Here is a 23566-nt window from a genome sequence, read left to right as displayed (position 1 = left end):
TGTGTGATGGATGAGGCCCGCGGACGGGCGACGAGACTCCACCGCCCGCCGGAGGGCCTCGAGGGTCAGGTGCTCATCGAGCCGGTTTCGCACCGACCACCCCACGATCCGACGCGAGTGCACATCGAGCAGGAAGGCCAGATAGAGCCAGTCCGGTCCTCGACGCAGGTAGGTCACATCCCCGACCCAAATCTCGTCCGGGCGGGCCGCCACGAAGCGACGGTTCAGACGATTCGGGGCCACCGCGTAGCTGTGCTTCGAATCCGTCGTTGCGTGGAAACGGCGACGGCCTTTGGCCCGAAGACCTAGCTCTCGGCGTAGCCGTGAGACGCGCTTGCGCGAGGTCTGAATGCCCTGACGGCGAAGCGCCTGCTCGATCCGAGGCGTGCCGTAGCAGCCGCGAGCCTTGCCGTGGACCGAGAGGATCTCCTGCTTGAGCACGCGATCTTCTCGGCGACGACGAGACTCGCCGCGATGCCGCCGGGCATAGTGACCGCTGCGCGAGACCTCGAGCGCCTGGCAGAGGCGGCCCACCGGATGGGCCGCCTGAAACCGCTCCACCAGGTCCAGCCTCACTGCGGCCGATCCGAGAAGATCGCCAAGGCTTTTTTTAGGATGTCGCGCTCTTCCCGCATCCGCGAAAGCTGGCGCTGCAAACGACGGATCTCTTGCGCCTCTGCCGAAGCCGGCTTCCCAGGCTCCCCGCCACTCAAGGCGTGACGCCAACGGCGGATCAGATCCGGACGAACATCCAGCTCCTTCGCCACGTCCTTCAAACGACAACCGCTCTCGTACGCCAGACGCACGGCCTCGCGCTTGAACTCCTCACTGAAACGACGACGCTTCTCAACCATTTTGTGAACTCCTCCCGGCCTATTCTCCTAAGCACGGTTTCTGTCCACAAAATCGGGGCAACTCCATGAGCGCCCCCTCGCCTGCGCGGCCCGGCCCGAAAAAGTGCGATTTTCGGCGGCCCGCGTAGGGGCTCACCCCGTCCAGGGCGGCCCCGTCTCACGGCTTCGCCGCTGGGCCCTCTCGGGCCCGGTCGCAGGTTGCCGACGAGTTTTTCAGCAGCCTGCTAGAGATCTCTTCCGCCGCGCGGCCGACGGGGTGGGCGCTCAGGCTTCAGGAGCCGGCGAGATCGGCGCGGTAGATTTCGCGGTACTGCGCCCAGCTACTCAACACCTTGCGCAGGTAGCCGCGCGTTTCCCGAAAGCTCACCTTCGAAAAATACTCGGCCGGCTCGGGGCTGTAGCAGTAGCTGCGCCACAGGCGCGCCTGCGGCTCGCCGGCGTTGTAGGACGCCACCGCGATGTGGGTGGCGCCGCGGGCGCGGTCGAGCAGTCCCTGGAGGTAAGCGGCACCCAGGGGGATGGCGATGTCGGGGCGATAGAGGTCGTCCGGCTGCAGCGGACCGAGGCCGATGTCCTCACCGATGCGACGCGCCGTTGGGGCGACGAACTGGGTCAACCCACGGGCCGAGGCGGCGGACAGAGCTTGCGGATCGAAGCGGCTCTCTTCGCGGATCACGGCCGCCAGCAAATAGGGGTCGACACCGAACTTCTTGCCCTGGGTGGCGAGGAGGTCACCGTGGGCAAAGGGGTAGAGGAGCCGCCGCAAGCGCTCCGGCAGAAAGACCTCCGGCACCCGATCGGAGACTCGCCGCCGCAGGTGGTCGGCGCGCACGATGGCGCGGTCGGTGCGTCCGGCTCGGTTCAGCAGCACGGCGCCGGTGAAGGCCAGGCTCGGATCGCTGGTCGGGAAGTGCTCATCGATGGCGGCCCGACCTTCCTGCCAGATACCGAGGGCGAGGAGCTGGTTTTCGGAGGTCCGCATGGAACCCTGCCAGAGCGGCCAGCGACGCACCGGCTGCTCGGCGACCGCCAGGATCGGCGCGGCGATGCGGTCCTTGGCGTAGCGAGCCATCAGGCGCTGGCGGGCCTCTCCCCCGAGGCCGTCGTTGCCGAGCAGGAGCCAGGCGGCGAACAGGTCGTCGCTGCGGTCGGAGGCGGCGAGGGTGCGGCCGGCGGCCTGGCTGGCCGCGGCCAGGGCGTTCGAGCGCAGGCGCTTGCGGGCTTCTTGTGCGATCGGATGGTAGAGGTCGAGCTCTTGGGCGCGCAGGTAGCGTCGCACCGCCGCCGGCAGATCGCCGTCGAGCTCGGCGAGTCGGCCTCGCCAGTAGGCGATCTCGACGGCGTTGCGGGCGGCGTCCCGTTCCGCCAGGTCGAGCCAGTGGCCGGCGCGGTCGCGGCGTCCTCGCACCAGATCGGAAGCGGCCAGGAAAACGCCGGCGCGGGCCATCACCCGAGTCCACTGGCGGCGCGAGGCGAGCAGGTCGAGGAGATCGAGGCTCGACTCCTCGCGGCCGCCGCGCCATTCCAGGCGCAGGGCGCCGATCAGGGCGGCGGCGGACCATCGGCCGGTGGGATCGGCGCGGTAGGCCTGGCGATAGGTGCGGCTGGCGGCCGACCACTGGCCGCGCAGCTCGAGGGAGCGGCCCTGTTGGTAGAGCGCCTGGGCCCGGCGCACGGGCACCGCGATGCGCTCCGCCAGAGCGCCGAAACCGTTGGCGGCGGAACGATAGTTTTCCTGCCAGAAGTAGCTGCGGATGTGGGTGTAGCCGGTCTCGAACTGGTCGACCGAGAGGTTTTGGGCGAACTCTCGCACCACCGGCGCGAGCAGCTCGATCGCCTGGTCGAAGTGGCGATGCCAGTGGAAGGTCTTGCCGAGCACCAGGGCGAGATCCGAGGCCGGGGGCTTCGGGAGGAGATCCTGCAGCCGTTGAGCCGCCTGGCGGGCCGGGTCGTCGTCGCGCTTTTCGCGCAGCAATCCTTGATAGAGCTCGAGGGCGGCGGCTTCGTCGCCGCGACGTTCGGCGCAGCGGCCGTCGGTGACGGTGAGCTGGCGCCGGCTGCGCTCGGGCAGCCGCTGACGCCCGATACCGCGCAGCAGGCGGCAATCGCCGCCGGTCAAGACCGTGCGGTGGAGCAGGTCGACGGCCGGCTCGACCAGGGTCGCCGGAGCCGCCGCCACCACCGAGGCGATGAGGCCGGCGGCGACCTCCGGATGGCCCGACTGCTCCTGGGCCCGGGCCAGTCGGAAGCGACTGTACATCTCGAGGTGGGGCGAGTTGGACATCGCCTGGGCGAAGGCTTCCGCCGCCAGCGGGGTGCGGCAGAGGCGGTCGAGGAGATGGCCGCGCAGATAGTCGAGGCCCAGCCGGTGGCTGTTGCGGGGGTCTTCCCGCAGGGTGATCGAGGTGACTTCGAGGGCCTCTTCGTAGCGGCCATCGATTTGTAGCTCGACGAGGGCCGGTCGAGGGTCGCCGGGAGACGGATTGGCGCCGACGGGGCCGCTCGGTGCCGCCACCGTCAGCGCCAGCCAGAGACCGGTCGCGATGACCGATCGGTAGGCCGACAGCGTTTCCTGCCAAGAATCGAAACCCGATGACTGCAAGGTCCCCTCCGCTCCGTAGGCGGTGGAGTGCCGGGCTCTACTGGCCCATCGGAACGTCGAAGCGCTCCACCTGGGCTCCAAGAGCCTGCAACTTCGATTCCATGCGCGAGTAGCCGCGATCGAGGTGGTAGATGCGGTGCACCTCGGTTTCGCCCTCGGCGGCGACTCCGGCCAGCACCAGGCTCGCCGAGGCCCGCAGGTCGGTGGCCATGACGTGGGCTCCGGTCAACGGGGTTGGACCGTGAACGCTCGCCGTGTTGCCTTCCACCCGGATGTCCGCGCCCATGCGATTGAGCTCCGGGACGTGCTGAAAGCGATTCTCGAAGACCAGCTCGCGAACCCGGGAAACGCCCTCGGTGCGGGTGAGCAGCGCCATGTACTGGGCCTGGAGGTCGGTCGGAAAGCCGGGATGGGGCTCGGTTTCGACGGTGGTGGGGTGGAGGCCGCCGTTACCGCGCACTCGGATGCCGCCGGCGTCGCCCTCGACGGTGGCGCCGGCCTCGGCCAGTTTTTCCATCAGCGGCGCCAGATCGGCGGTTCGGGCGCCTTCGACCCGGACGTCGCCGGAGGTGAGGGCGGCGCCGATCAGATAGGTGCCGGCCTCGATGCGGTCCGGAATGATGTCGTGGCGGGCCGTGCCGAGCTGGCGCACGCCGTGGATCGTGATGGTGCTCTCGCCGGCGCCGACGATCTCTGCGCCCATCGCCTGGAGCAAGCGGGCGAGATCGATGATCTCGGGCTCCCGGGCACAGTTTTCGAGCACCGTGGTGCCTTCGGCGAGCACCGCCGCCATGAGCAGATTCTCGGTGCCTCCGACGGTCAGCGTGGTGAAGCGAAAGCGCGCTCCCCGCAGTTTTTCGGCGGTCACCGTGACATAGCCGTGGTCGAGCTCGATCTCTGCACCGAGGGCTTCCAGTCCCTTGAGGTGTTGATCGATCGGCCGCACCCCGATGGCGCAGCCGCCGGGGAGGGAAACTCGGGCATGACCCTGGCGGGCGACCAGCGGACCCAACACCAGGACGCTCGCCCGCATGGTCTTGACCAGCTCATAGGGCGCCTCGTCGGGGCTGCTGTAGTCGCCGGCGCGGCGAAAGCGCAAGACGTCGTCGTCGAGCTCCTCGATCGCCATGCCGAGATGCTCGAGGAGGCGCTGCATGGTGCGCAGATCGCGCACCGCGGGAACGTTGGCGAGCTCGATGGGCTCGTCCGAGAGCAGGGTCGCGGCGAGCGCCGGCAGGGCGGCATTCTTGGCTCCGCTGGCCCGAATCGTGCCTTCCAGTCGGGTGGGACCGACGATGCGAAATCTCTCCACGTCGGGTCTGTGCTCCTTGTCGTTCTTGGCTCTCGTGTCAGGCGCTGTCGCAGCCCTCGGGGAGGATCACGACAGTCTCCGGGAAAGCCGGAAGTCTGTCATCAAACGGCCCGCAGGTGAGTGGTCGTCGACCTGCTTTCTGAGCCGTCTTCAGGGTCGATCGAGGCGAACGACCCGCGGAATCCCAGCGTAGTCCGGAATTGTGGCCACCAGGTTCCAATTCCAGGCGGCGGCGTGGCGGCGAATCATGACGATCTGATCATGGCCGATCTCGAGCAGGAGTGAGGTGCCGGGATTCATCCCTACGGCCCCTTCTATCAGATCTTCCACCATGGCGCGGCCGCGGCGAGTAGAGAACAGTGCGCTGTGGGGCTCGTGGTCGAGGATCTCCGAAGAGAGCAGGTGTTCGTCCTGGCGACCGATGTAGGGAGGGTTGGACACGATGAGGTCGAAGGTTGCCGGGTCGAGGGCGGAAAAGCGGTCTGCGGCGAGGGTCGTCACGCGGGCACTGACTCGATGGCGGACGATGTTGCGGTGGGCGACGGCGAGGGCCGAGAGGGAAAGGTCCGTTGCCACCACCTGCGCCTTGGGCAGCTCGAGGGCGAGGGTGACGGCGAGGCAGCCGGAGCCGGTGCCGACGTCGAGGATGCGCGGCCGGTTCGGCAGCGTCAGCTCGAGGGCGGTGCTCACCAGGTGCTCCGTCTCCGGACGCGGAATCAGCACCCGGCGATCGACCGCGAAGGGGCGACCGAAGAACTCCTTCTCGCCGGTCAGGTAGGCGAAGGGCTCTCCCGCCAGGCGTCGCTCGAGCAACCGAGCGAATCGCGTGGCGTCATCGGGCGGCACCAGGCGCTCTGGAAAGGCCAGGACCTGAGCCTCGCTCAGGCCCAGCACATATCCCGCCAGCAGCAGGGCCTCGCGCGCCGGCGGCGCGAAGGGAGCAGCCCGGAGACGCCCTTTGGCGTCGGCGACGAGGCTGCCGAGGTCGATCCCCATAGTCGGCAGCTTATCCCGCCCGGAGGTGGTGCCGAGACCCCTCGGAGCTCGTTATTCTCGAGCTCGGAATGAGCAACTGACGGCAGAAAATCCGCTTCCCCAGGTGAAGGGCGGTCCCTCGAGCTGGGGGCTGGCGCACTTTGGCATAGGACGGAGGTCCGAGCCCGGTCGATCGTCGGGACGAAGATCCTGCGTGACACCATGCGGTCGGCGATGGCGTTCGCGCGCGACCTGAAGAGGGTGGTTTCGCGAACCGTCGCCCTTGGAGACGATGTTGAGCATCAGGCGAGGAGCGTTCCGCTGATCGATCGAGTTCTGAAGCGTTTGCCGGCGGTTGGGCTTCGCGCCCCGCGGGCGACCGTGGCGCTGGCGCTGCTGGTGGTGGCGGCCGCCCTGCCGGGCCTGCTGCGCCTCGAGCTGCGCACCAATGGCCACGCTCTGGTGCCGCCGGCGGACCCGGCGGTGCTCCTCGATGCCGAGGTGCGTCAGCGCTACGACCTGCGCGACCCGATTGCGGTGGTGGTGGAGACCGACCACCCGGACGGCATCTTCAATCGCGACACCCTGCGGCGAGTCCGCCAGCTCAGCGACCGCCTGGTGGCCCTCGAAGGTCTCGGGGACACCTACGTCTCGAGCCTGGCGACGGAGAAGCGGGACCGCGTCTACACCGGTTCGCTGCGTTTCCGGCCCTTCCTCGAACCGGTGCCGGAGAACGATCAGGAGATGGAAATCCTGGTCGGTGACCTCGAGGCCACCCAGATTCTCGACGGCACCCTGGTGGCCCTCGACGGGCGGGCGACGACCCTTCTGGTGGGCGTGCCGGCGGTGCACGGCGAGGGGCCCGAGGCGGACGAGCGGCGGCGCCTCTTCGAGGCGGTGCGGCGCGAGGTGGAGGCCTTCGATGCGGCGCCCGATCGCGTCTTGGTGGTGGGTGCCCCGGTGGCCGAGGGGCTGCTCGGGCTCCATATCCTGGAGGATCTCGCCTTCCTCCTGCCGTTGGCGATGGCGGTCATCGCGCTGGTGGTTTGGCTCGGTTGCCGCCGCCTTTGGGGAGTCGGACTGGCCCTCGGGGAGGTCGGCGCCAGCCTGCTCTTCACTTTCGGGGTGATGGGTTGGCTCGGGGTGCCGGTCTATCTCACCACCGCGATTCTGCCGGTGATTCTCACCACCCTCGGCCTGGCAGACGAGATCCACATCCTGTGGCGTTACCAGAAACATTTGGCGGCGGGGGCCGATCGCCCCGTGGAGCAGACCTTCGCCGAGCTGGTGCGGCCGGTGGCCTTGACCTCCATGACCACCACTCTGGCCTTTCTCTCCTTCCTGGTGTCGGAGATTCCGCCGGTGAGGTTCTTCGGCATCTTCGCCGCCGTCGGCATTTTGTTCTGCATGTCGTGGTCGCTGGCGGTGGTGCCGGCCATCCTGAGCCTCCTCGGCCCCGAGCGCCTGCGCCGGCCGCGCGGCAGCGCCGAAGGCTGGGGGCGCTCCTTGACCGGGCTGGCGCCTCGAGCGACCACCCGAGGGCCGGTTTTGGCTCTCCTTGCGACCGTCACCCTGGTCCTGGCGGCGGGTATTCCGCGCCTCTTCGTGCAGGACAGTTGGATCGACGGGTTCGCCGACGGCAGTCCCTTTCGTGTCGCCACCGAGCGCGTCGATGAGCGCTTCTTCGGCACTCATGTGCTGTTGGCCCATCTCGAGTTCGATCCGCGGGAGGACGATCCCGGTCGCAAGCTGCCGGGGTTGACCTCGTGGTCCGGTCCGCTATTTCGGCTTGAGACCCTGGAGGCCTTCGGCGAGTTCGAGGACTTCTTGCGTCGACAGCCGGGAGTCGGTGGCGTGCTCGGTCCCTACAGCCAGCTGGTCACCGTCTCCTACCTCTGGATGGGGCGCCAGGAAGGCGGCCGCAAGCTGCCCGATTCGCCCTACCAGCTCGGTCGCCTGCTCGACCGCTTCGATATGGCACGCGGCAAGCACAAGCGCCGCGAAGTGCTCGACGACTCCCTCACCGGCGGGGTGGTGACGATTTTCCTCGAGGATGCCAACTTCCGCGACACGGCGGCCCTCATCGAGCGCCTCGAAGCGGGGGCCGAGCGATTCTTCGGGCCTCACGGTGGCCGCCTCGAGCTGGCCGGCGATGTCGCCGTCAGCCAGGCGATGATCCCGGCCATCGTGCGGACCCAGGTGTCGTCGCTGCTACTCGCCCTCTTGGGGGCTTGGGTGGTGGTCAGCCTGCTCTACCGCTCGGCGCGCTGGGGCGCCCTGGCGATCTTGCCTTCGGCCGTTGCCGTCGCCTGGGTGTTCGGGCTGATGGGCTGGTTGGCGATACCCCTCGGCGTCGCCACCTCGATGTTTTGTGCCGTCACTCTCGGCATCGGCGTCGACTACGCGATTCACTTTTTGGAGAGCTTCCGCCGCTCGCGGCAGATCGGCGAAGCCGTGGCCGAGACCGGGCCGGCGATCATCTCCGACAGCCTCGCCATTTGCTTGGGCTTCGGCCTGCTGGGGCTTTCCCAGGTGCCCGCCAACGCCCGCCTCGGCCTGCTGGTGGCGGTGGCCCTGCTGTCGGCGGCGGTGCTGACCCTGGTGGGGCTCGCGGCGCTGTTGCGGCCTAAGGAATCTCTTTAGAGTCGCGCTCGATGCGGGCCGCTTGATCGTGGCTGATCAGGGGGTCGATCAGCGGATCGATCTGGCCTTCGAGGACTGTCGGAAGCTGGTGCAGGGTGAGGCCGATGCGGTGGTCCGTGACCCGGTTTTCTTTGAAGTTGTAGGTCCGGATCTTTTCTGAGCGGTCGCCGCTGCCGACCATCTTGCGGCGCTCTTCGCTCTGCTCCGAGTCGCTCTTCTCCTGCTCGATCTCGAGCAGGCGCGCCTTGAGCACGCGCAGCGCCTTGGCCTTGTTCTTGATCTGGCTGCGCTCGTCCTGGCAGGACACCACCAGGCCCGTCGGGAGGTGGGTCAGGCGCACCGCCGAGTAGGTGGTGTTGACCCCCTGGCCACCGGGTCCGGACGCGCAGAAACGATCCACCCGCAGGTCCTTCTCGGAGACTTCGATCTCGACGTCGTCGGCCTCCGGTAGCACCGCGACGGTCACCGCCGAGGTGTGGATCCGGCCCGAGGCCTCGGTCTGCGGAACGCGCTGCACGCGGTGCACGCCGGCTTCGTACTTCAGCCGGCTGTAGGCCCCTTTGCCTTCGATGATGGCGGAGATCTCTTTGATGCCGCCGACGGCCGAGTCGGAAAGGTCGATCACCTGCACCTTCCAGCCCTGCTCTTCGGCGTAGCGGCCGTACATGCGGAACAGCTCGGAGGCGAAGAGGGTGGCTTCGTCACCGCCAGTGCCGGCGCGAATCTCCAGCACCACGTTGCGCTGGTCGTTGGGGTCCTTCGGCATCAGCTCGAGGCGCAGTCGGTCCTCGAGCTCCGAGACCTGGGTGGCGAGGCTCTCCTGCTCTTCCTGGGCCATCGCCCAGAGCTCGTCGCCCTTGTCGAGGGTCGTGAGCATGTCGCGGGTTTCGGACAGCTGATGTTCTGCTTCCCGATACTGCCGGAAAAGCTCGATCACCGGAGTGATCTCGGCCAAGGCCTTGGAGGCCTCGGTGTACTCCTTGGGGTTACCCAGAACTTCCGGATCCGCCAGTTTGCGGGTCAGCTCTTGATGAGTGTCCTCGAGATGGGCGAGCTTTTCGAGCATCGGCGGATTCCGGGCGGGCGGGCGGCGGGGTGGGGGCGAGCGGCGACCGGCCGCGAGGAAGGCGGCCGGTCAGCGGGCCTCAGGAGGCCTTGCGCTTGCCGTAACGCCGCTGGAAGCGCTCCACACGACCGGCCGAGTCGACCAGCTTCTGCTTGCCGGTGAAGAACGGATGGCAGGCGCTGCAGATCTCGAGGCGGAGGTCTTCCTTGGTGGAGTGCGTCTCGAAGGTGTTGCCGCAGGCGCAGGACACGGTGACGAGGTGCATCGAAGGATGAATTTTGGCTTTCACGGTCTCGGTCCTTCCTGAGTTTTGTGTATCGTTGCGCGAGACCCGCGCGAACTGTCAACGCTAGCTGATCTCGGCGCGCTTGGCAAGCAACGCCGGGCTTCTGATCAACGGCCGCGGGCGAGGAGAAATTCCCTCGGCTGCCGCGAAGGGCTCATGCCGATCAGCGATTGAGCAGGGCCGAGAGGAGCACCGACGTGTTGGTCTCCAGCACGCCGTCGAGACCCCGAATGCAGTCGAGGAGCTGGAGCAACGCATCGGGACTGCTGGCCTCGACCACCGCGATCAGATCGTACTCGCCGCTGATGCTGTAGAGGGCGCGAATCTCCGTGCGCTTGCGCAGGGTTTCGCGAATCGGCAGCGACAGATTGGGATTGACCCGCACCATGACGTGGGCCCGCAGGCCGTCGCGGTCCGCTTCCGGGCCGTAGCGGATGGTGTAGCCGGCGATGATGCCGCTCTCTTCGAGACGCTCGAGGCGGTTCTGGACCGTCGATCGCGACACTTTGAGCTTGCGGGCGAGCTCGGCGGTGGACTGGCGGGCGTTCGTTTCCAGCTCCCTCAGCAGCTCGCGGTGCTCCTTGCGCATAGGTCCTCCTCGCCGGGTACGGTCTGAACCAGATTCAGGCCCGGGGGCCACTTCCCGACCAACGTTCGTGGATCCCGAGCTCGGGGTCTGCGAGCGCCGTCGAGTGAAGTCCTACAGCCTTCAAGAGAGGCTCCAGCGTAGCTCATATGACCGAGGTACGTATAGCCGTGATCGGACGATCTGCCCAAGGAACTGGCGCAATTCGCGGATTTCAGGGGATAAATCGATCACTATGCATGTTGGATCTGGTGAAAGGGTTCGCTAGAGTCTTTAGGGTAGTCACTCCGTGAGCGGCGCCGTTCAGAGACCCCGCAGCATTCGCGATTCGGCTTTCCTCGAAGAGCCTCATCCAGACGCGAGTCGCATCACTGAGAAAGTACTCCGATGAGGCTATGAGCATGCTGAGGAATTCCCACCGCCCCTCGCTGTCGATCATCCGCTGCGTGAGTCGGAGCGCGCCGCGGGTCGGGAGCGACAGTCCGGTGGTGACCTTCGATCAACAGCTGGGCCGTTTCGATGTCGTCGCGGGCAGCGGCGATGCGGCCTTCGGCGTGATGGCGTGCAATGTTTCGGCGAAGACCGCATTCGGGTGGGCGATCCAAAACGCCAACCGCCACGAATACTTCGCCGAGAACACGAATTAAATCTCGGGGGCTTTGTGTCCCGGAGACCCGGGCGGTAGCGGTCGAATGGCCCCTCGACCGTTCCGCCCGGGTTATTGACCGATTTTCCGTCGAGTGCCCGGCGCCCAGCGGGCGCGCCAGACCTCGGGGACTCTGTGTCCCGGAGACCCGGGCGGAATGAGTCGAATGGCCCCTCGACTGTTCCGCCCGGGTTATTACCCTCTCTCCCTCCGCCAGCCCGTCCGAGCTTCTCACCAGCACTCGGCTACAAGGCCGTAGGTCACAGAATCTGCTGCGTTATCGGCCGGCTGCACTCCTCGCAGTACGGCGTCGTCGCGGCACCGGCCGATGCCTTGCATCTTCCGCAACCTTCGACCTTTTCGCCAAGAGATCTGGTGAGAACGTCGCGCTAGACTGCAGCGATGGCGTCTCGCTCTGATCTCTACATCGTCGACGGTCACACGGACCTGCCGTCGCGGCTGTTGAATTCCCCGGCGGATCCTCGTCAGCGGCTCGAGGATGGGCACCTCGATCTGCCGCGATTGCGGGAGGGAGGAGTGTCGGCCTTCGTGGCTGCCCTCTACGTGCCTTCGTCCCTGACCCCGGAAGCGGGGGCCGAGCGGCTGGTCACCCAGTACGAGGGCCTGAGGCGGTATCTCGAGCCCGGCGGGCTCGAGGAGGTGGTGACCGCGGAGCAGGTGCGGCGGGTGGTGTCCATCGGCGCTGTCGGGGTGCTGTGGGCGGTGGAGAACGGCCGTCCTCTTGGCTTGTCGGGGGTGCTCGAGAAAGTGGTCGGCTGGGGCGTGCGCTACGTCACCGCGACCCATCTCGAAAGCCACGAGTGGTGCGACGCGGCCGGTGCCGACGAGATCCATCGTGGCCTTTCCGATGGCGGCGTGCGCCTGGTGCGGGAGATGAAGCGCCGGGGCGTTCTGCTCGATGTTTCCCACGCTTCCGACGATGCCGTCTTGCACGCCCTCGACGCCCTGCGCTCACCGATCATCGCCAGCCACAGTTGTGCTCGCAGCCTCTGCGACCTGCCGCGCAACCTGAGCGACAGCTTGGGGCGCGACATCGCTCGCTGGGGAGGTGTGGTGATGGTGAACTCCTATCCCGCCTTCGTGTCGGCGTCGGCCGCCGAGGTCTACCGCCGCCGGCTGGCGAAGGTGACCCCGTGGCTTTCCGAGGACCTCTCGCCGGCGGAGCTCGAGGCCCGGGTCGCTGAGGTTCTCGAGGCCGATCCACTGCCCGCCGTGCCGCTCTCGTCCTACGTCGATCACATCCTCCACTGGGTCGAGGTGGTGGGCGAAGAGCACGTCGGCCTGGGGACCGACTTCGACGGCATCAGCGAGACCCTCGAGGGTTTCGAGGACGTGCGTCGCTTCCCGGACCTGATGACGGCTCTGCGCCAACGTGGCCTGCCGCCGGCAGCGATTCGGGGGATTGCGGGGGAGAACTTCCTGCGCGTTCTCGCCGCAGCGGAACGAATTTCGGGCTAGCGAGATCCGGTGAGAAGGACGGGTCAGCGTCTAAGGCAAGCGGTCGACACCCCAGCTCGGTCCGTGCAGGGCGGCGTTGAGGAGGATCGGCATGGTGCTGCGCCAGAACACCCGGAAGGCCGGATCCTGGGCGAAATAGACCAGCCGACCGCGGTCGACCCGCTCGCTGCCGACGAGCAGCGTTCCGGCGACCGCTTCGCGCGCTTCCTGCCACATCATGCCGGCGACCACCGGGTCGCTCTCGGCCACCCGCAGGAGGTTGCCGTGGCGGTCTTCGAGGGGTTTCACCAGGCGGCTGCCCTGGATCAGCACGGCGGGAGCGGCGGTCAAGCCGGCGGTCAGCGGGCTGTTGCCGTTCAACAGCGTCGAGACCGCGGCTCCGGGGGTCGACGGCACCGGCTTCGACTCCTCTTCGCGCCACGCGAGGTCGGTGAGCTCGCGATGCTGTAACCAGTCGAGGGAGCGGCCGACGGCGATCAACAGGCCTCCGGAGCGCAGCCAGCGCTCGAGGGCGCCGCTGGCGGCGTCGCCAAGGGGACCTTCGCCGTTGCCGAAGCGGCCGTCCGGCAGGACGACGACATCGAGTCCCGCCAGATCCTGATCCCGCAGACCGCTCATTGGCAGGCGCGTCACCGGCGCTTCGACGACGCGGTCGAGAAGGTGCCAGAGGGCCCCGAAGCTGGTGGCTTGAATGCCGCGGCCGCCGAGCAGACCGATGCGCACCGGGCGCACCCGCTGAGCTTTGTCGGAGCCGAGGGAGATGCCGTAGGTGGAGAAGGAAGTGCCGACCCGCTCGATGGTCAGGCCAGTGCTGTGGGCGATGTCGCGAATCAGCTCATCGAGGTTTTCCGGATTGCCCGTGCGGGGGACGAAAAGGGAGCCCGGGCCGTAGGGCTGCTTCTCGATCTGGAAGCCGGTGAGGGCGAGGCGATAGCGCACCCCGGCGGACTGCAGCCTGGCGGCGGCGCGGTAGCCGGCGAGGCCGCCCCAGGGCACCAGGTAGCCGACGCGACCGGCGCCTTCGATGGCACCGCGGGCCGCTGGCAGCTCGATCGCTTCGTCGAAGCCGTTGGCGCCGGGGGCATAGGCCTTGAGGTCTGGGACCGGCTGATCGCTACTCCACACCGGGACCTGAAAGGCCAGCGGCAAGGCCCAGGCGGTGATGTCGTAGAACTCGGTTTCGAGGTTCTGCTCGAGGCGCTGGCGTTGCTCGAGGAGGAAGCGCGAGGGCATCGACGTGTTGGTTTCGAGCAGGGTGCGGGCCAGGTCGCCGAGGGGTTGAGCCGAGGAGACGGCGTAGGCGCCGCTTTGGAAGCGATGCTTGCGCGGCACCGCGCTGGTCGTCGGGCGCACCTCGAGGTCGCTGCGCCGGCCCAGTCGCTCGACGGCGATGCCGTGCAGCGAGAGCAGCCGAGCGAGGGCCTCGGCCTCGGCCCAGCCGGCCTCCCACAGGTAGGTGCGGGGGCTTTTTTCGCGCTGGTTCTCGAGGCGGCTGGCGACGAAGTCGGAGACCAGCCGAAGGCGCTTGGTGGCGGTGGTCTCGAGGGTGGCGAGGGAGGTGACCAGGTGGCGGGCGACGCGGTCCGCCAGAGTCAGCGTGGAACCGTCCGAGAGCACCACTCGGGTGCCCGCCGAACCGCCTCCGGCCATCTCGTAGGTCATGCCGACGGCGCCCCGCAGGCTGGGATAGGAGTCGCCGTAGCCGGGGTAGAAGAGATCGAAGTCTTCGGCCTTGAAGTAGAGCCAGCCGAGGTCGTCGAAGGCCTGCGCGTTGCCGCGACCAAAGATATCGAGCCAGTACTCGACCCGCTGGTCGATGAAGGGGTTGAGGGGTGCCGCGGAGGGAGGAAAGAAGTAGCTCGACTCCTCGTCCATCTCGTGCAGGTCGACGTGCACCACCGGTTCCCACTGGCGGTAGGCGGCGATGCGGTGGCGGGTCTCGATCTGGGTCGCCCAGCTCCAGTCGCGGTTGAGGTCGATCAGGTAGTGGTTGAAGCGTCCACCGGGCCAGCGTTGGCGATGCTCTGCCGAGGAGCGCCAGCTGCTCGCGAGGCGTCCGCGCTGCTGCTCGAAGTCGCCGATGTAGCGCTCGCGACCGTCGGGATTCGACACCGGATCGATCAGCACGACGGTTTCGTCGAGCCAGCCTTCGACCTCGCCCTGGCCGCCGGCGAGGAGATAGGCGGTGGCGAGGGCGGCTTCGGGGGAGGACGACTCGTCGCCATGGACGCCGTAGCCCAACCAGAGGATGGCCGGCTGCTCCTCGACCAGCGCTTGGCGCTCCTCATCCTCGATGCCGGCGGGTTCGTTGGCGAGGAGCTGCTGCCGATCGCGAATCGCGGCGAGGCGGGCGAGATTCTCCGGGCTCGAGATGGCGGCGAGCAGCAGGGGCCGATCTTCGTAGGAGTGGCCGTACTCGAAGAGCTCGAGCCGCGGCGAGACAGCGGCGAGCTTCTCGAAGTAGGCCCGCACTTCGTGGCTGCGGGTGAAGCGCTCGCCGAGGCGATAGCCCAGGAACTCGGCCGGTGAGGGTAGCTTCGCGTTGACCGTCGGCAGGGCGAGCTCGGCCCGGTCGGAGCGCTCGCCGAGCCAGGCCGGTTCCTGGGCTCCGGCGCTGCCCTGCAGGCCGGCAGCGAAGAAGAGGGCCAACCATCCTACGACGAGAGCTTCAGACGAGGGCTTCACGAGATTCACGGGCGCGCTTCTTTCTGATCAGAAGTTCGAACGGGAGGCCTGCCGACGAGCCGTCGGCGGTCGGATCGAAGAGGTGATTGTATCCGGCCCGGAGGCCCTCCGGCGGAGCTCAGCCGAGGGCGACGCTGTCTGCGGAGATGTTGAGTCGCTTCATCATCTCGTGCAGCGTGGTGGGCTTGACGTGCAGCATCTCGGCGGCCCGTTTCTGCACGCCGCCGGTGATCTGCAGGGCCTTGATGATGAGCTGCCGCTCGTACTCGCTGACCGCTTCCTTGAGCGAAACCCCCTGGGTCGGCAAGGAAGCGGCCGGCAGGGCGATGGCGCTCGGCTGACGCACCGACATGGGGAGTAGGTCGATGTCGAGCACTTCGCTGGTCGACAGCACGACGGCGCGTTCGATGACGTTCTCGAGCTCGCGCACGTTGCCCGGCCAGTGGTGGTCCATCAACAGCTCCATGGCGGCCGGCGCGATCTCGCGAAGGCGCTTGTCGTTCTCTTGCGAGTAGCGGTCGAGGAAATGGCGCGCCAGCAGGGGAATGTCCTCGGTGCGCTTGCGCAGCGGCGGCAGGTTGAGGGTGATGACGTGCAGCCGGTAGTAGAGGTCCTCGCGGAAGGTGCCCTTCTGCACCTCCTCTTCGAGGTCGGCGTTGGTGGCGGCGATGATCCGGACGTCGGCCTTGATGTTGTCGACGCCGCCGAGGCGCATGAACTCCTTCTCCTGGATCACCCGCAGCAGCTTGGCCTGGGTCTCGAGTGGAATGTTGCCGATCTCGTCGAAGAAGATCGAGCCATCGCCGGCGGCCTCGAAGAGGCCCTTTTTGTTGGAGATGGCGCCGGTGAAAGCACCCTTGACGTGGCCGAAGAGGTTGCTCTCGAGGAGGTCCGAGGGCATCGATCCCGAGTTGACCGTGATGAAGGGCCCGCTGGCGCGTCGCGAGTGGTGATGGATGGCCTTGGCCACCAGCTCCTTGCCGGTGCCGCTCTCGCCGAGCACCAGGATGTTGCTCTTCGACGGCGCGGCCAGCCGAATCAGCTCGAAGACCTGCTGCATGGGTTTCGACTTGCCGATGATCTGGTCGAAGCCGTAGCGCTGCTTGAGCTGCTCCTTGAGGTCGCGGTTCTCGGAGGCCAGGCGGCGCTGCTCGAGCCCCTTGCGCAGGGTGAGGAGCACTTCCTCGTTCTTGAACGGCTTGGGGATGTAGTGGAAGGCGCCGTTGCGCATCGCCTCGATGGCGCCCTCGATCGACGAGAAGGCGGTGATCACCACCACCACCTGCTCCGGATCGCTGGCGCGGATCTGGGCCAGCACCTCGTGCCCGGACATCCCCGGCAGCATGAGGTCGAGGATGACCAGGTCGATCTCTTCCCGCTGCAGGGTGGCGAGCCCTTCCTCGCCGCTGCGGGCCGTGAAAGTGGTGTGCCCCTCCCTCTGAATCAACGCCGTGAGGACGTCCTGGAGGACCTCCTCGTCGTCGATGACCAAGATATTCATGCGGGTTGGGACTCGGACTCGTCTCTCAGCCAGGGTAGCTCGAGGGTGAAGCAGGTGCCTTCACCGAGCACCGAGGCGGCGGTCAGGTCGCCGCCGTGCCGTTGGATGATCTCATAGCTGATCGCCAGCCCGAGGCCGGTGCCGCCACGGCCGTGCTTGGTGGTGAAGAAGGGCTCGAAGATGCGCTCGAGCTGCTGCGGGGCGATTCCTGGACCGTTGTCCTGGACGCGCAGCGCGGCGCGGTCGCCGTGGGTCTCGAGGCTCAGCGCGATCTCACCACCGCCGTTGGCGAGGGCGTCGGAGGCATTGACCAGCAGGTTGGTCAGCACCTGCTGCAGCTCGCCCTCGTTGCCCTGCACCGCGATCGGCGCTGGCGGCGCCTGCCAGCGGGCTCGCACCTGGCGCTTGGCGAGGCGCGGCCGCAGCAGGTCGAGGCAGTCGTCGACCAGCGAGCCGAGATTCACCGGCGCCAGCTCGTGCTCGCGGTTGCGGGCGAACTCGAGCAGGCTGTTGACGATCTGGGAGGCCCGGAAGGTCTGCTTCTCGACCTTCTTCAGGATGCCGTAGTTGGGATCCGATTCGTCGAGGTCGGCGAGCAGCATCTGGGCGTAGCTCGAGATGCCGGTGATCGGCGTGTTGACCTCGTGGGCGACGCCCGCCGCCAGGGCTCCAAGGGCCGCCAAGCGCTCCTTGTCGCGCAGCGCCGACTCGAGGGCGATGCGCTCGGTGACGTCGTGCACCACCAGGATCTCGAGATCGCGCCGGGGGCCGGCTTCGGGGCGATGGTCCTGGAACTCCGCCGTCGAGATGCGCAGGTGCCGCTCGGCCCCCGCGGCTTCGCAGTAGGCGACCTCGACTAGGCCATCGCTAGGCGTCGGCAGCGGTCGGATCGGCAGGTAGTCTTCGAGGCGCTGGCCGGCGAGGGCCTCGCGGTCGCGGCCGACGAGCTCGGCGAAGGCGCCGTTGGCGGACACGATGCGCTGCCCCTCGGCGATCACGGCGATGCCCGCCGGCGAAGACTCGAGAATGCCTTCCGTGTAGCTCTGCAGCAGGCTGACCTCTTCGAGCTGGTCGCTCACCCGGGTGAGCAGGTGAGCGTTCTCGATCGCCAGGGCGGTCTGGTCGAGGAGCTGCCGGATGAGGTCGAGGTCGTCGCTGTTGAGCGGCTGCTGGCCTTCGCGGTAGCCGGTGACGGCCAGGCCGACGCGGCTGTTCGAGACGGTCAGCGGAAAGACGTAGCGATAGCCGGCCTTGAACAGGCGCAGCGCCATCGGCGCCTTGCCTCCCGGCAGGGCGACGCCGGAGAGGGCCTCCATGTCGCGCTCCCAGAGCTCGTCACCGAGGGCGTCCTTCGGCAGCTCGGGGGGCGTCCGGTCTTCCGGCCGAGCCAAGCGCAGCTGGTCGCCGACGTCGAGATAGAGATTGACCCGCTCGAGCTGGACCGCATCTTCGAGGCGCTCGAGGAGGCCGCCGCAGAGCCGGCCCAGGTCGCGTTCGTGGAGCAGCTCGTGGCCGTACTCGGTCAAGGCTCGACGCTTGCCCCAGGTCTGGCGGTACTGGAACCGCTCGAGGCCCGAGGCGATGCCGCGGCGGGCGGGAATCATCAGACCGGCGATCGCCAGGCCGGCGGCGAAGGAGGCCAGATTGCGGGCCGTGCCGAGGGTGTCGCCGATGCCCTGATCGATCGCCAGGTTGGCGAGGGAGAAGCCGAGCACGCCGAGCATCAAGGTGAGGGTGCCGGAGATGGCGTTGCGCACGATGACGTCGATGTCCCACAGCTTGTAGCGCAGGATCGCCCAGGCGAAGGTCAACGGCACCAGTCCGAGGGGGGCGACCGCCAACGTCGTCCAGAGCATCGAGGGCGGCTGGCGGAACAGGCTCGGCAGGCCGTAAATCAGCGCGAAGGGCAGGTATCCGCCGGCGATGCCGAGGGCGATCCAGCGCACCTGACTGACCTGCTCCCAACCACGCTCACGCCGCAGCCGCCAAGCCAGGACCGCGGCGGCGGCGAGGAAGAAGATCACCAGGAGCGCCATCTCGAGCTGGTCGACGCGGCGCACGCCGGCGACGATGTCGCCGCCGAAGAAGAAGCGTCCGCCGGCCAGCATCAGGTCGCCATGGAGCAGCGCCTGCACCGCCACCGGCAGGTACAGGAAGGGGGTCCAGCGCCCGAGGCGATTCGGCCCGAGGGACGAGGGGAAGACCAGGAACAAGTGCAGCGTCAGCGCCGGCAGGATGATGCGGGCGAGCTGATCGGCCGCGAACAGGATCTGGACCATGCCCTCCGGGCGCTGCTGCAGGGTGCCCGGGGTCACCAGGTAGAAGGCCGCCGACACGGCGCACCAGAGGAAGAAGAGCCCGGTGCGGCTGCGGGTATCGCGCAGCAGGGCGTAGAGGCCGATCAACAGGTAGCCGATGCCGATGACTGCCAGCACCAGGTAGGGGAAGTCGATGCGCAGCGGCGGCCGTTCGTAGGCGATCGGAACGAGATCCCCGGCCCGCTGCACCAGGATCGTCGACTCGGGGGCCTGGCGCAGGCGCTCGAAGAGGTCGGCGGCGCCGGCCGGAGTGACGCTCGAGACGTCGAGAATGCGATCGTTGACTTCGAGACCGGAGGCGGCGGAGGCGCTCTTGACGACGATCCCGATAGTTCCGGATCCGTGGACTTCCGAGACTTCGAAGCCAAAGGGCTGGAAGGACGCCACCTTGAGCTGAATGCTGGCTCCGCCCAGGACCACCACCGTCGCGGCCAACAGCAGGGCGGCGAAGAGGACGGCGGTGCGGCGGGCTCGAGGCGCGTTCATCGGATTCTCGTGAATCCTCCAGGGCGTGTCGCGCGACGGTGCGGGCACTCTCCAGGCGAGAACTCGATTTCGGTCATCGACCCGACGTTCTTCATCCCGGACCCGAGAGGACTTCAGTCCAACCTACTGAAGCAGAATCCGTGCCACCGACCAAAAATTTGATTAGGCCCCAAATGGCCTTCGTAGAAGGGAATTTCCTGCTTTTCCTTCAATGCATTGAACGGAATCCAGAGGGTTGGATTCAATCGTTCGTGGGGGAGGCTAGAAAGAAACCGCGATGCCACCGAGCAAGCGCTTGCGGATGTTGTCCTCTTCCGCCGTCGTGACGTAGGGCGATGAGCCGCGGCTGAGCTCCATGTTGAAGTTGAGAGCCCAATCGGCGGCGAGGGCGCGCAGGAAATTGAGGTCCTGGGTCAGTCGCACCTGCAGGCGCTCGACGGCGAAGGCCTCTTCGGCCGATGCCGCCACGTTGTCCGACTCGAGACTCTGGTTGAGGTGGTGGAAGGCCAGGTAGACGCCGGTGGCGGTGGCCTGGAACTGGGTGTCCAGGGAGGTCACCACGTAGCGCACGTCGTTTTCCCAGGTGGTGCGGTCGGCGGCCTGGAAGGTGCCCCCACCGCCCTGCGCGACGCTCGACTCGAGGCGGGTGTGAATGTTCGGGCTCAGCCGCCGACTGATCGCGAACTGCAGCTCCGGGAGCTGGTCGCCGGGGACCAGGTAGAGGCTCTCGAAGCGGTTGAAGAAGTCTTCGTCGAAGTAGAGCTTCTCGATCTCGTCGTACTCGCGGTGGATGGCGCCGAGAGAGAGGTTCTCTTCATCGCTCTTCAGGTGGCTGACGGTCACCTGGTAGCAGGACTGAAGGTTCTGGTCGCAGCCGCCGGTCTCTCCGAAATAGACCGGCAGGAAGGCGCGCGGCTGATTGTAGGCCTCGCGATCGCTGTCGACCTTCTGACTGGCGAGGGCCGAGGCCTGCCACTTGGGAGTGAGCTGGACCACCACGCCGCCCTGCGGGATCAACGACATGTTGCCGTTGACCATCGAGGCGTAGATGCCGTACTTCACCAGCATCGTCGGCAGCAAACGCTGCGAGCCGAGACCGAAGACGTCGAAGCGCTCTTCGGCAGAGCCTCCGAAGAGCGGATCGCTGCTCGATCCGGCTTCGAGCTCGCGGTAGCGGATGCCGGTTTGCAGGCTGGCACGCTCCGTCAGGTGAGTTTCGTAGGAGCCCGCCAGGTGCCAGGAGCGGGAAGCCTCCGGGACAGCCATGGGATCGCTGAAGCCGCGACGGTGAAAGTTGTTCTCGCTGGTGTAGCCGGCGGTGAGGCTGGAGTGTCCGTGCTCGCCGATGTCGCTCGACACGTTGATGCGGTAGTGCTGGAGGTCCACCGGAGCACCATCGCCGGCCAGGCGGTTGCTGCGCGAGCTGACCTGCAGCTCCATGCCGCGGTCATTGGCCATCTGCAGCGACAGGGCGCTGGTCTCGCCGACCATGGAGCTCCCCGGCTGGGTCGCCGAGTAGGTGGCCGGCTCGAGCTGCAAGAAGTCGCCGGCCAGGCCGACGCGCATTTCGCCGACGCGGCCGTGGATGCCGACCTTGCCGCCCATCACCTGGCTGTCGCCGGCGGAGACCTCGTCGACGCCGGAGTGGACGGCCATCGAGGTCTGGAAGCGGGTCGGAATCGCCGCCAGGCGCGACAGTCGGCTGGCATCTGCCGCAGCCGCTTGCGCGATCTCCGTCATCTCGATATCGCGCAGGACGTCCGACGGCACTTCGGCGCGGGCCTTCCAGTAGTCGTTGACCGGCTCGCCGAAGCTGGTGCGAACCTCATCGAGGCGAAGCTCGAGGAACTGGTCCATGTCGGCCGTGATGCGGGTGATCTTGAGCACCCCCGGGACGAATCCCGGCTTGTGGGCGATCACCTTGTAGAGGCCGGCGGGAATGGCGCTGAACAGAAAGCGGCCATCGCTGTCCGTCGAGACTTTGTGGATCTTGGCTTCGGCGAGATCGTAGGCGTACACCGTGGCGGCCACCAAGGGGGCCGTCGCTCCGAACACCTGGCCGCCGATCCCCGGCTGAACCGCCAGGGCACCGGAAGCTCCCGAATCAGCCGCCTCGGCGAGGGCCGGATTGGACCCTGCGAGGAGGAGAGCTCCGAAGGCTGCAAGGAGCGCTAAGGAGGCGATCGGGAGGTGTTGGAGTCTTTTCATGGAGCTGAATCTCGACGTGCCTATGAAGCGAAAGTATAGGTCTCGCTGATGCTTGATGTCAATCGAAGGGGCAGCGCGTAGGGCAGTAGGGGAGTACATTTTTCGACCCCTCTGTCGACGCCCTGGATCTTCGGAATACTTTGCCTCCTGAACTATTTCCGCGGTGTTTCGGCTCCTGGATTCACTGCGCCCGGCTCCGGCAGGGGCAAGCTACGGGCAATTGCCAAGCCCAACACCTCCCGGGCACCGGCCCGCTGCAGGCTGCGGGCTGCCGCTTCGAGGGTGGCGCCGGTGGTCAAGACGTCGTCGACCAGGAGGACTCGACGGCCGGCGACTCGCTGGCCTTGGCGTCGCCGTGCCACGAAGGCGCGGCGCGGGTTGCGGAGGCGTTCTCGTCTCGGCAGGGAGGTTTGGGGCCGGGTCGCCTGGCGGCGTCTCAGGGCCTGGACCATGGGACGCCGGAGGGCCCGAGCCAGCGGCTGGGCGATGGCTTCGGCCTGGTTGAACCTGCGCTCCATTCGTCGTCGCCAATGGAGCGGTACCGGTACGACTACCTCCGCTTCTTCGAGCACGCAGCCGATCTCTTCGAGGGCACTCTCGGCGAGATCGCGGCCGAGGTAGTCGAGGCGACCGAACTTGAAGGCCTGGAGGACTTCGGCGAGGGGCGGACCGTAGATCCAGGGTGTCCAGATTCGCCGACAGGCGGGGGGGCGCAGTGAGCAGGCGGTGCAGAGCTGGTAGCGGGCGGTGCCGGGCGACGGAGCGAGACTCAGGCCGCAGCCGGCGCAATGGCAGGCTCGGCAGCGCAGCAGCCGTCCGCGACAAGGCAGGCAGAGGGCGAGCGCTCTTCGGCCCGTCGGCAGCGGCCTCTCGCAGCTCAGACAGGGAGCCGGAAAAAGCAGGTGCAGCAGTCGATCCCAGGCGGCTCGCGGAGCCGGCGTGACGGTTCCGGCGGGAGAATCGTAGGAGCTAGAGAGTAAGGTGCTGCGCAGGCGTCGCTCGGTCATGGATCGGATCCTCCGGAAGAGTGCTTCTTTCCGACCGGAGGACGCCAAAGAACAGCGCTATACTCCCCGCGCGCTCGGCGCCTGTCGTGCCGGAGCCGCGTGGGGTCCATGACCGACCAGCTCGTGTGAAGGGGAGACGCCGTGAGCCGCCTGCTTCGAAATCCGCTGTTCGTCCTGCTCGTTGCAGGTCTGTTCGTTCTGCCTGGAGCGGTTGCCGCTCAGGACTACAACTCCTACTCCGTCAGCCTGGCGGCGGGTCTCGGTGGTTCGCTCGATGCCGACTCCGGTGATGGCATCGAGAACACCGCCCTCCAGGTCGGCTTCTCCTTCGTCACCGAGCCGCGGACCCTGGTCGGTGTGCGTCTCGGGCGCATCGACTTCGATGACGACGAGCCCCTCGAGTCGACCTTCGGTCCGGAGCTGACCTATCTCACCTTGGCCGGCGAGTACCGCTATAACGAAGGGGTCTACGACTCCGGGGTCTACCTCGGGATCGGTGGTTACCGCCTCGAGGGCACCAACTTTGCCGGCTCCGAGGTCGACGACACCGCCTTCGGCGCCGTCCTCGGCTTCACCGGCAACTTTCCGATCACCCGGCGCCTCGCCTTCCTGGTCGAGCTCTCGGGCCACTTCGCCGACTTCGACGACACGCAGTTCTTCGCCATCGGCCATGGCGGATTGAGTTACAGCTTTTAAGGAGGGCTAAAGGCGCCCCCCTCGGGCCTGCGCGGCCCGCCAGCCCGCACAGGTCGTGCGGCCTCACTCCCAATCCAGGGCGGCCCCGTCCTCGGCGGCGTTGCCGCCGCCTCGCCCTGGTCGGGCTCGGAGGCTGGATGCTGTCTAGCATCCAGCTTTCTTGCTTCGGGTGCTGGTTGGTGGATGGCCTCGGCCTACGCGGCCTCACCCTTTATC

17 protein-coding genes are annotated in these 23566 nt (G+C 67.4%); 4 read left to right on the top strand and 13 right to left on the bottom strand.

The window, feature by feature from the left end:
• The 5 genes from AAF604_01980 to prmC all read right to left on the bottom strand — a co-directional run.
• Window positions 1-561 (bottom strand): IS3 family transposase (locus tag AAF604_01980; protein MEM7048391.1); only part of this gene is annotated, 561 nt, incomplete at its 3' end.
• Between the two features lie 11 nt (window positions 562-572).
• A complete protein-coding gene (locus AAF604_01975; GenBank protein ID MEM7048390.1) occupies window positions 573-854 on the bottom strand; it encodes a transposase in 282 nt (93 codons plus the stop codon).
• Window positions 855-1125: 271 nt separating this feature from the next.
• On the bottom strand, window positions 1126-3456 hold the full coding sequence (locus tag AAF604_01970; GenBank protein ID MEM7048389.1) for a lytic transglycosylase domain-containing protein: 2331 nt from the start codon (window positions 3454-3456) through the stop codon (window positions 1126-1128).
• Between the two features lie 37 nt (window positions 3457-3493).
• Complete coding sequence (murA, locus tag AAF604_01965; protein ID MEM7048388.1) at window positions 3494-4768, bottom strand: UDP-N-acetylglucosamine 1-carboxyvinyltransferase; 1275 nt, start codon at window positions 4766-4768, stop codon at window positions 3494-3496.
• A 150-nt stretch (window positions 4769-4918) separates the two neighbouring features.
• The gene (gene prmC / locus AAF604_01960) at window positions 4919-5764 is read right to left on the bottom strand and encodes a peptide chain release factor N(5)-glutamine methyltransferase (GenBank protein ID MEM7048387.1); all 846 of its coding nucleotides are present in this window, start codon (window positions 5762-5764) and stop codon (window positions 4919-4921) included.
• A 213-nt stretch (window positions 5765-5977) separates the two neighbouring features.
• Between prmC and AAF604_01955 the strand changes: the two genes are divergently transcribed.
• Entirely contained in the window at window positions 5978-8386 is a 2409-nt protein-coding gene (locus AAF604_01955; GenBank protein MEM7048386.1) for an MMPL family transporter, read from the top strand.
• Here AAF604_01955 and prfA read toward each other — a convergent pair.
• The 3 genes from prfA to AAF604_01940 all read right to left on the bottom strand — a co-directional run bounded on the left by prfA (window position 8370) and on the right by AAF604_01940 (window position 10327).
• Complete coding sequence (gene prfA, locus AAF604_01950) at window positions 8370-9452, bottom strand: peptide chain release factor 1 (protein MEM7048385.1); 1083 nt, start codon at window positions 9450-9452, stop codon at window positions 8370-8372. The genes AAF604_01955 and prfA overlap by 17 nt on opposite strands.
• Window positions 9453-9531: 79 nt before the next feature.
• Complete coding sequence (gene rpmE, locus AAF604_01945; protein ID MEM7048384.1) at window positions 9532-9741, bottom strand: 50S ribosomal protein L31; 210 nt, start codon at window positions 9739-9741, stop codon at window positions 9532-9534.
• 160 nt (window positions 9742-9901) lie between these two features.
• On the bottom strand, window positions 9902-10327 hold the full coding sequence (locus tag AAF604_01940; GenBank protein MEM7048383.1) for an Lrp/AsnC family transcriptional regulator: 426 nt from the start codon (window positions 10325-10327) through the stop codon (window positions 9902-9904).
• A gap of 482 nt (window positions 10328-10809) precedes the next feature.
• On the opposite strand from AAF604_01940, the gene AAF604_01935 reads away from it, so the two are divergent.
• Both AAF604_01935 and AAF604_01930 read left to right on the top strand, forming a co-directional pair.
• Entirely contained in the window at window positions 10810-10971 is a 162-nt protein-coding gene (locus AAF604_01935; GenBank protein MEM7048382.1) for a hypothetical protein, read from the top strand.
• Between the two features lie 401 nt (window positions 10972-11372).
• Window positions 11373-12449 carry a membrane dipeptidase gene (locus AAF604_01930; protein MEM7048381.1) on the top strand — a complete coding sequence of 359 codons (1077 nt, stop codon included), beginning with the start codon at window positions 11373-11375 and terminating at the stop codon, window positions 12447-12449.
• A 30-nt stretch (window positions 12450-12479) separates the two neighbouring features.
• On the opposite strand, the gene AAF604_01925 is transcribed toward AAF604_01930, so the two are convergent.
• The 5 genes from AAF604_01925 to AAF604_01905 all read right to left on the bottom strand — a co-directional run bounded on the left by AAF604_01925 (window position 12480) and on the right by AAF604_01905 (window position 22654).
• On the bottom strand, window positions 12480-15143 hold the full coding sequence (locus AAF604_01925; GenBank protein ID MEM7048380.1) for a M14 family zinc carboxypeptidase: 2664 nt from the start codon (window positions 15141-15143) through the stop codon (window positions 12480-12482).
• Between the two features lie 109 nt (window positions 15144-15252).
• Entirely contained in the window at window positions 15253-16635 is a 1383-nt protein-coding gene (locus tag AAF604_01920) for a sigma-54 dependent transcriptional regulator (GenBank protein ID MEM7048379.1), read from the bottom strand.
• Entirely contained in the window at window positions 16632-19439 is a 2808-nt protein-coding gene (locus AAF604_01915; protein ID MEM7048378.1) for an ATP-binding protein, read from the bottom strand. Before AAF604_01915 ends, AAF604_01920 begins: the two co-directional genes overlap by 4 nt.
• Window positions 19440-19700: 261 nt before the next feature.
• A complete protein-coding gene (locus AAF604_01910; GenBank protein ID MEM7048377.1) occupies window positions 19701-21647 on the bottom strand; it encodes a carboxypeptidase-like regulatory domain-containing protein in 1947 nt (648 codons plus the stop codon).
• A gap of 152 nt (window positions 21648-21799) precedes the next feature.
• Window positions 21800-22654: a ComF family protein gene (locus tag AAF604_01905; protein MEM7048376.1), complete on the bottom strand. Its 855-nt coding sequence runs from the start codon at window positions 22652-22654 to the stop codon at window positions 21800-21802.
• A gap of 141 nt (window positions 22655-22795) precedes the next feature.
• On the opposite strand from AAF604_01905, the gene AAF604_01900 reads away from it, so the two are divergent.
• Window positions 22796-23350, top strand: a complete 555-nt coding sequence (locus tag AAF604_01900; GenBank protein MEM7048375.1) for a hypothetical protein — start codon at window positions 22796-22798, stop codon at window positions 23348-23350.
• Window positions 23351-23566: the final 216 nt, after the last annotated feature.

This window comes from Acidobacteriota bacterium, from assembly GCA_039028635.1.
Taxonomy (GTDB): domain Bacteria; phylum Acidobacteriota; class Thermoanaerobaculia; order Multivoradales; family JBCCEF01; genus JBCCEF01.
This window is presented reverse-complemented; position numbering and strand designations above follow the sequence as displayed.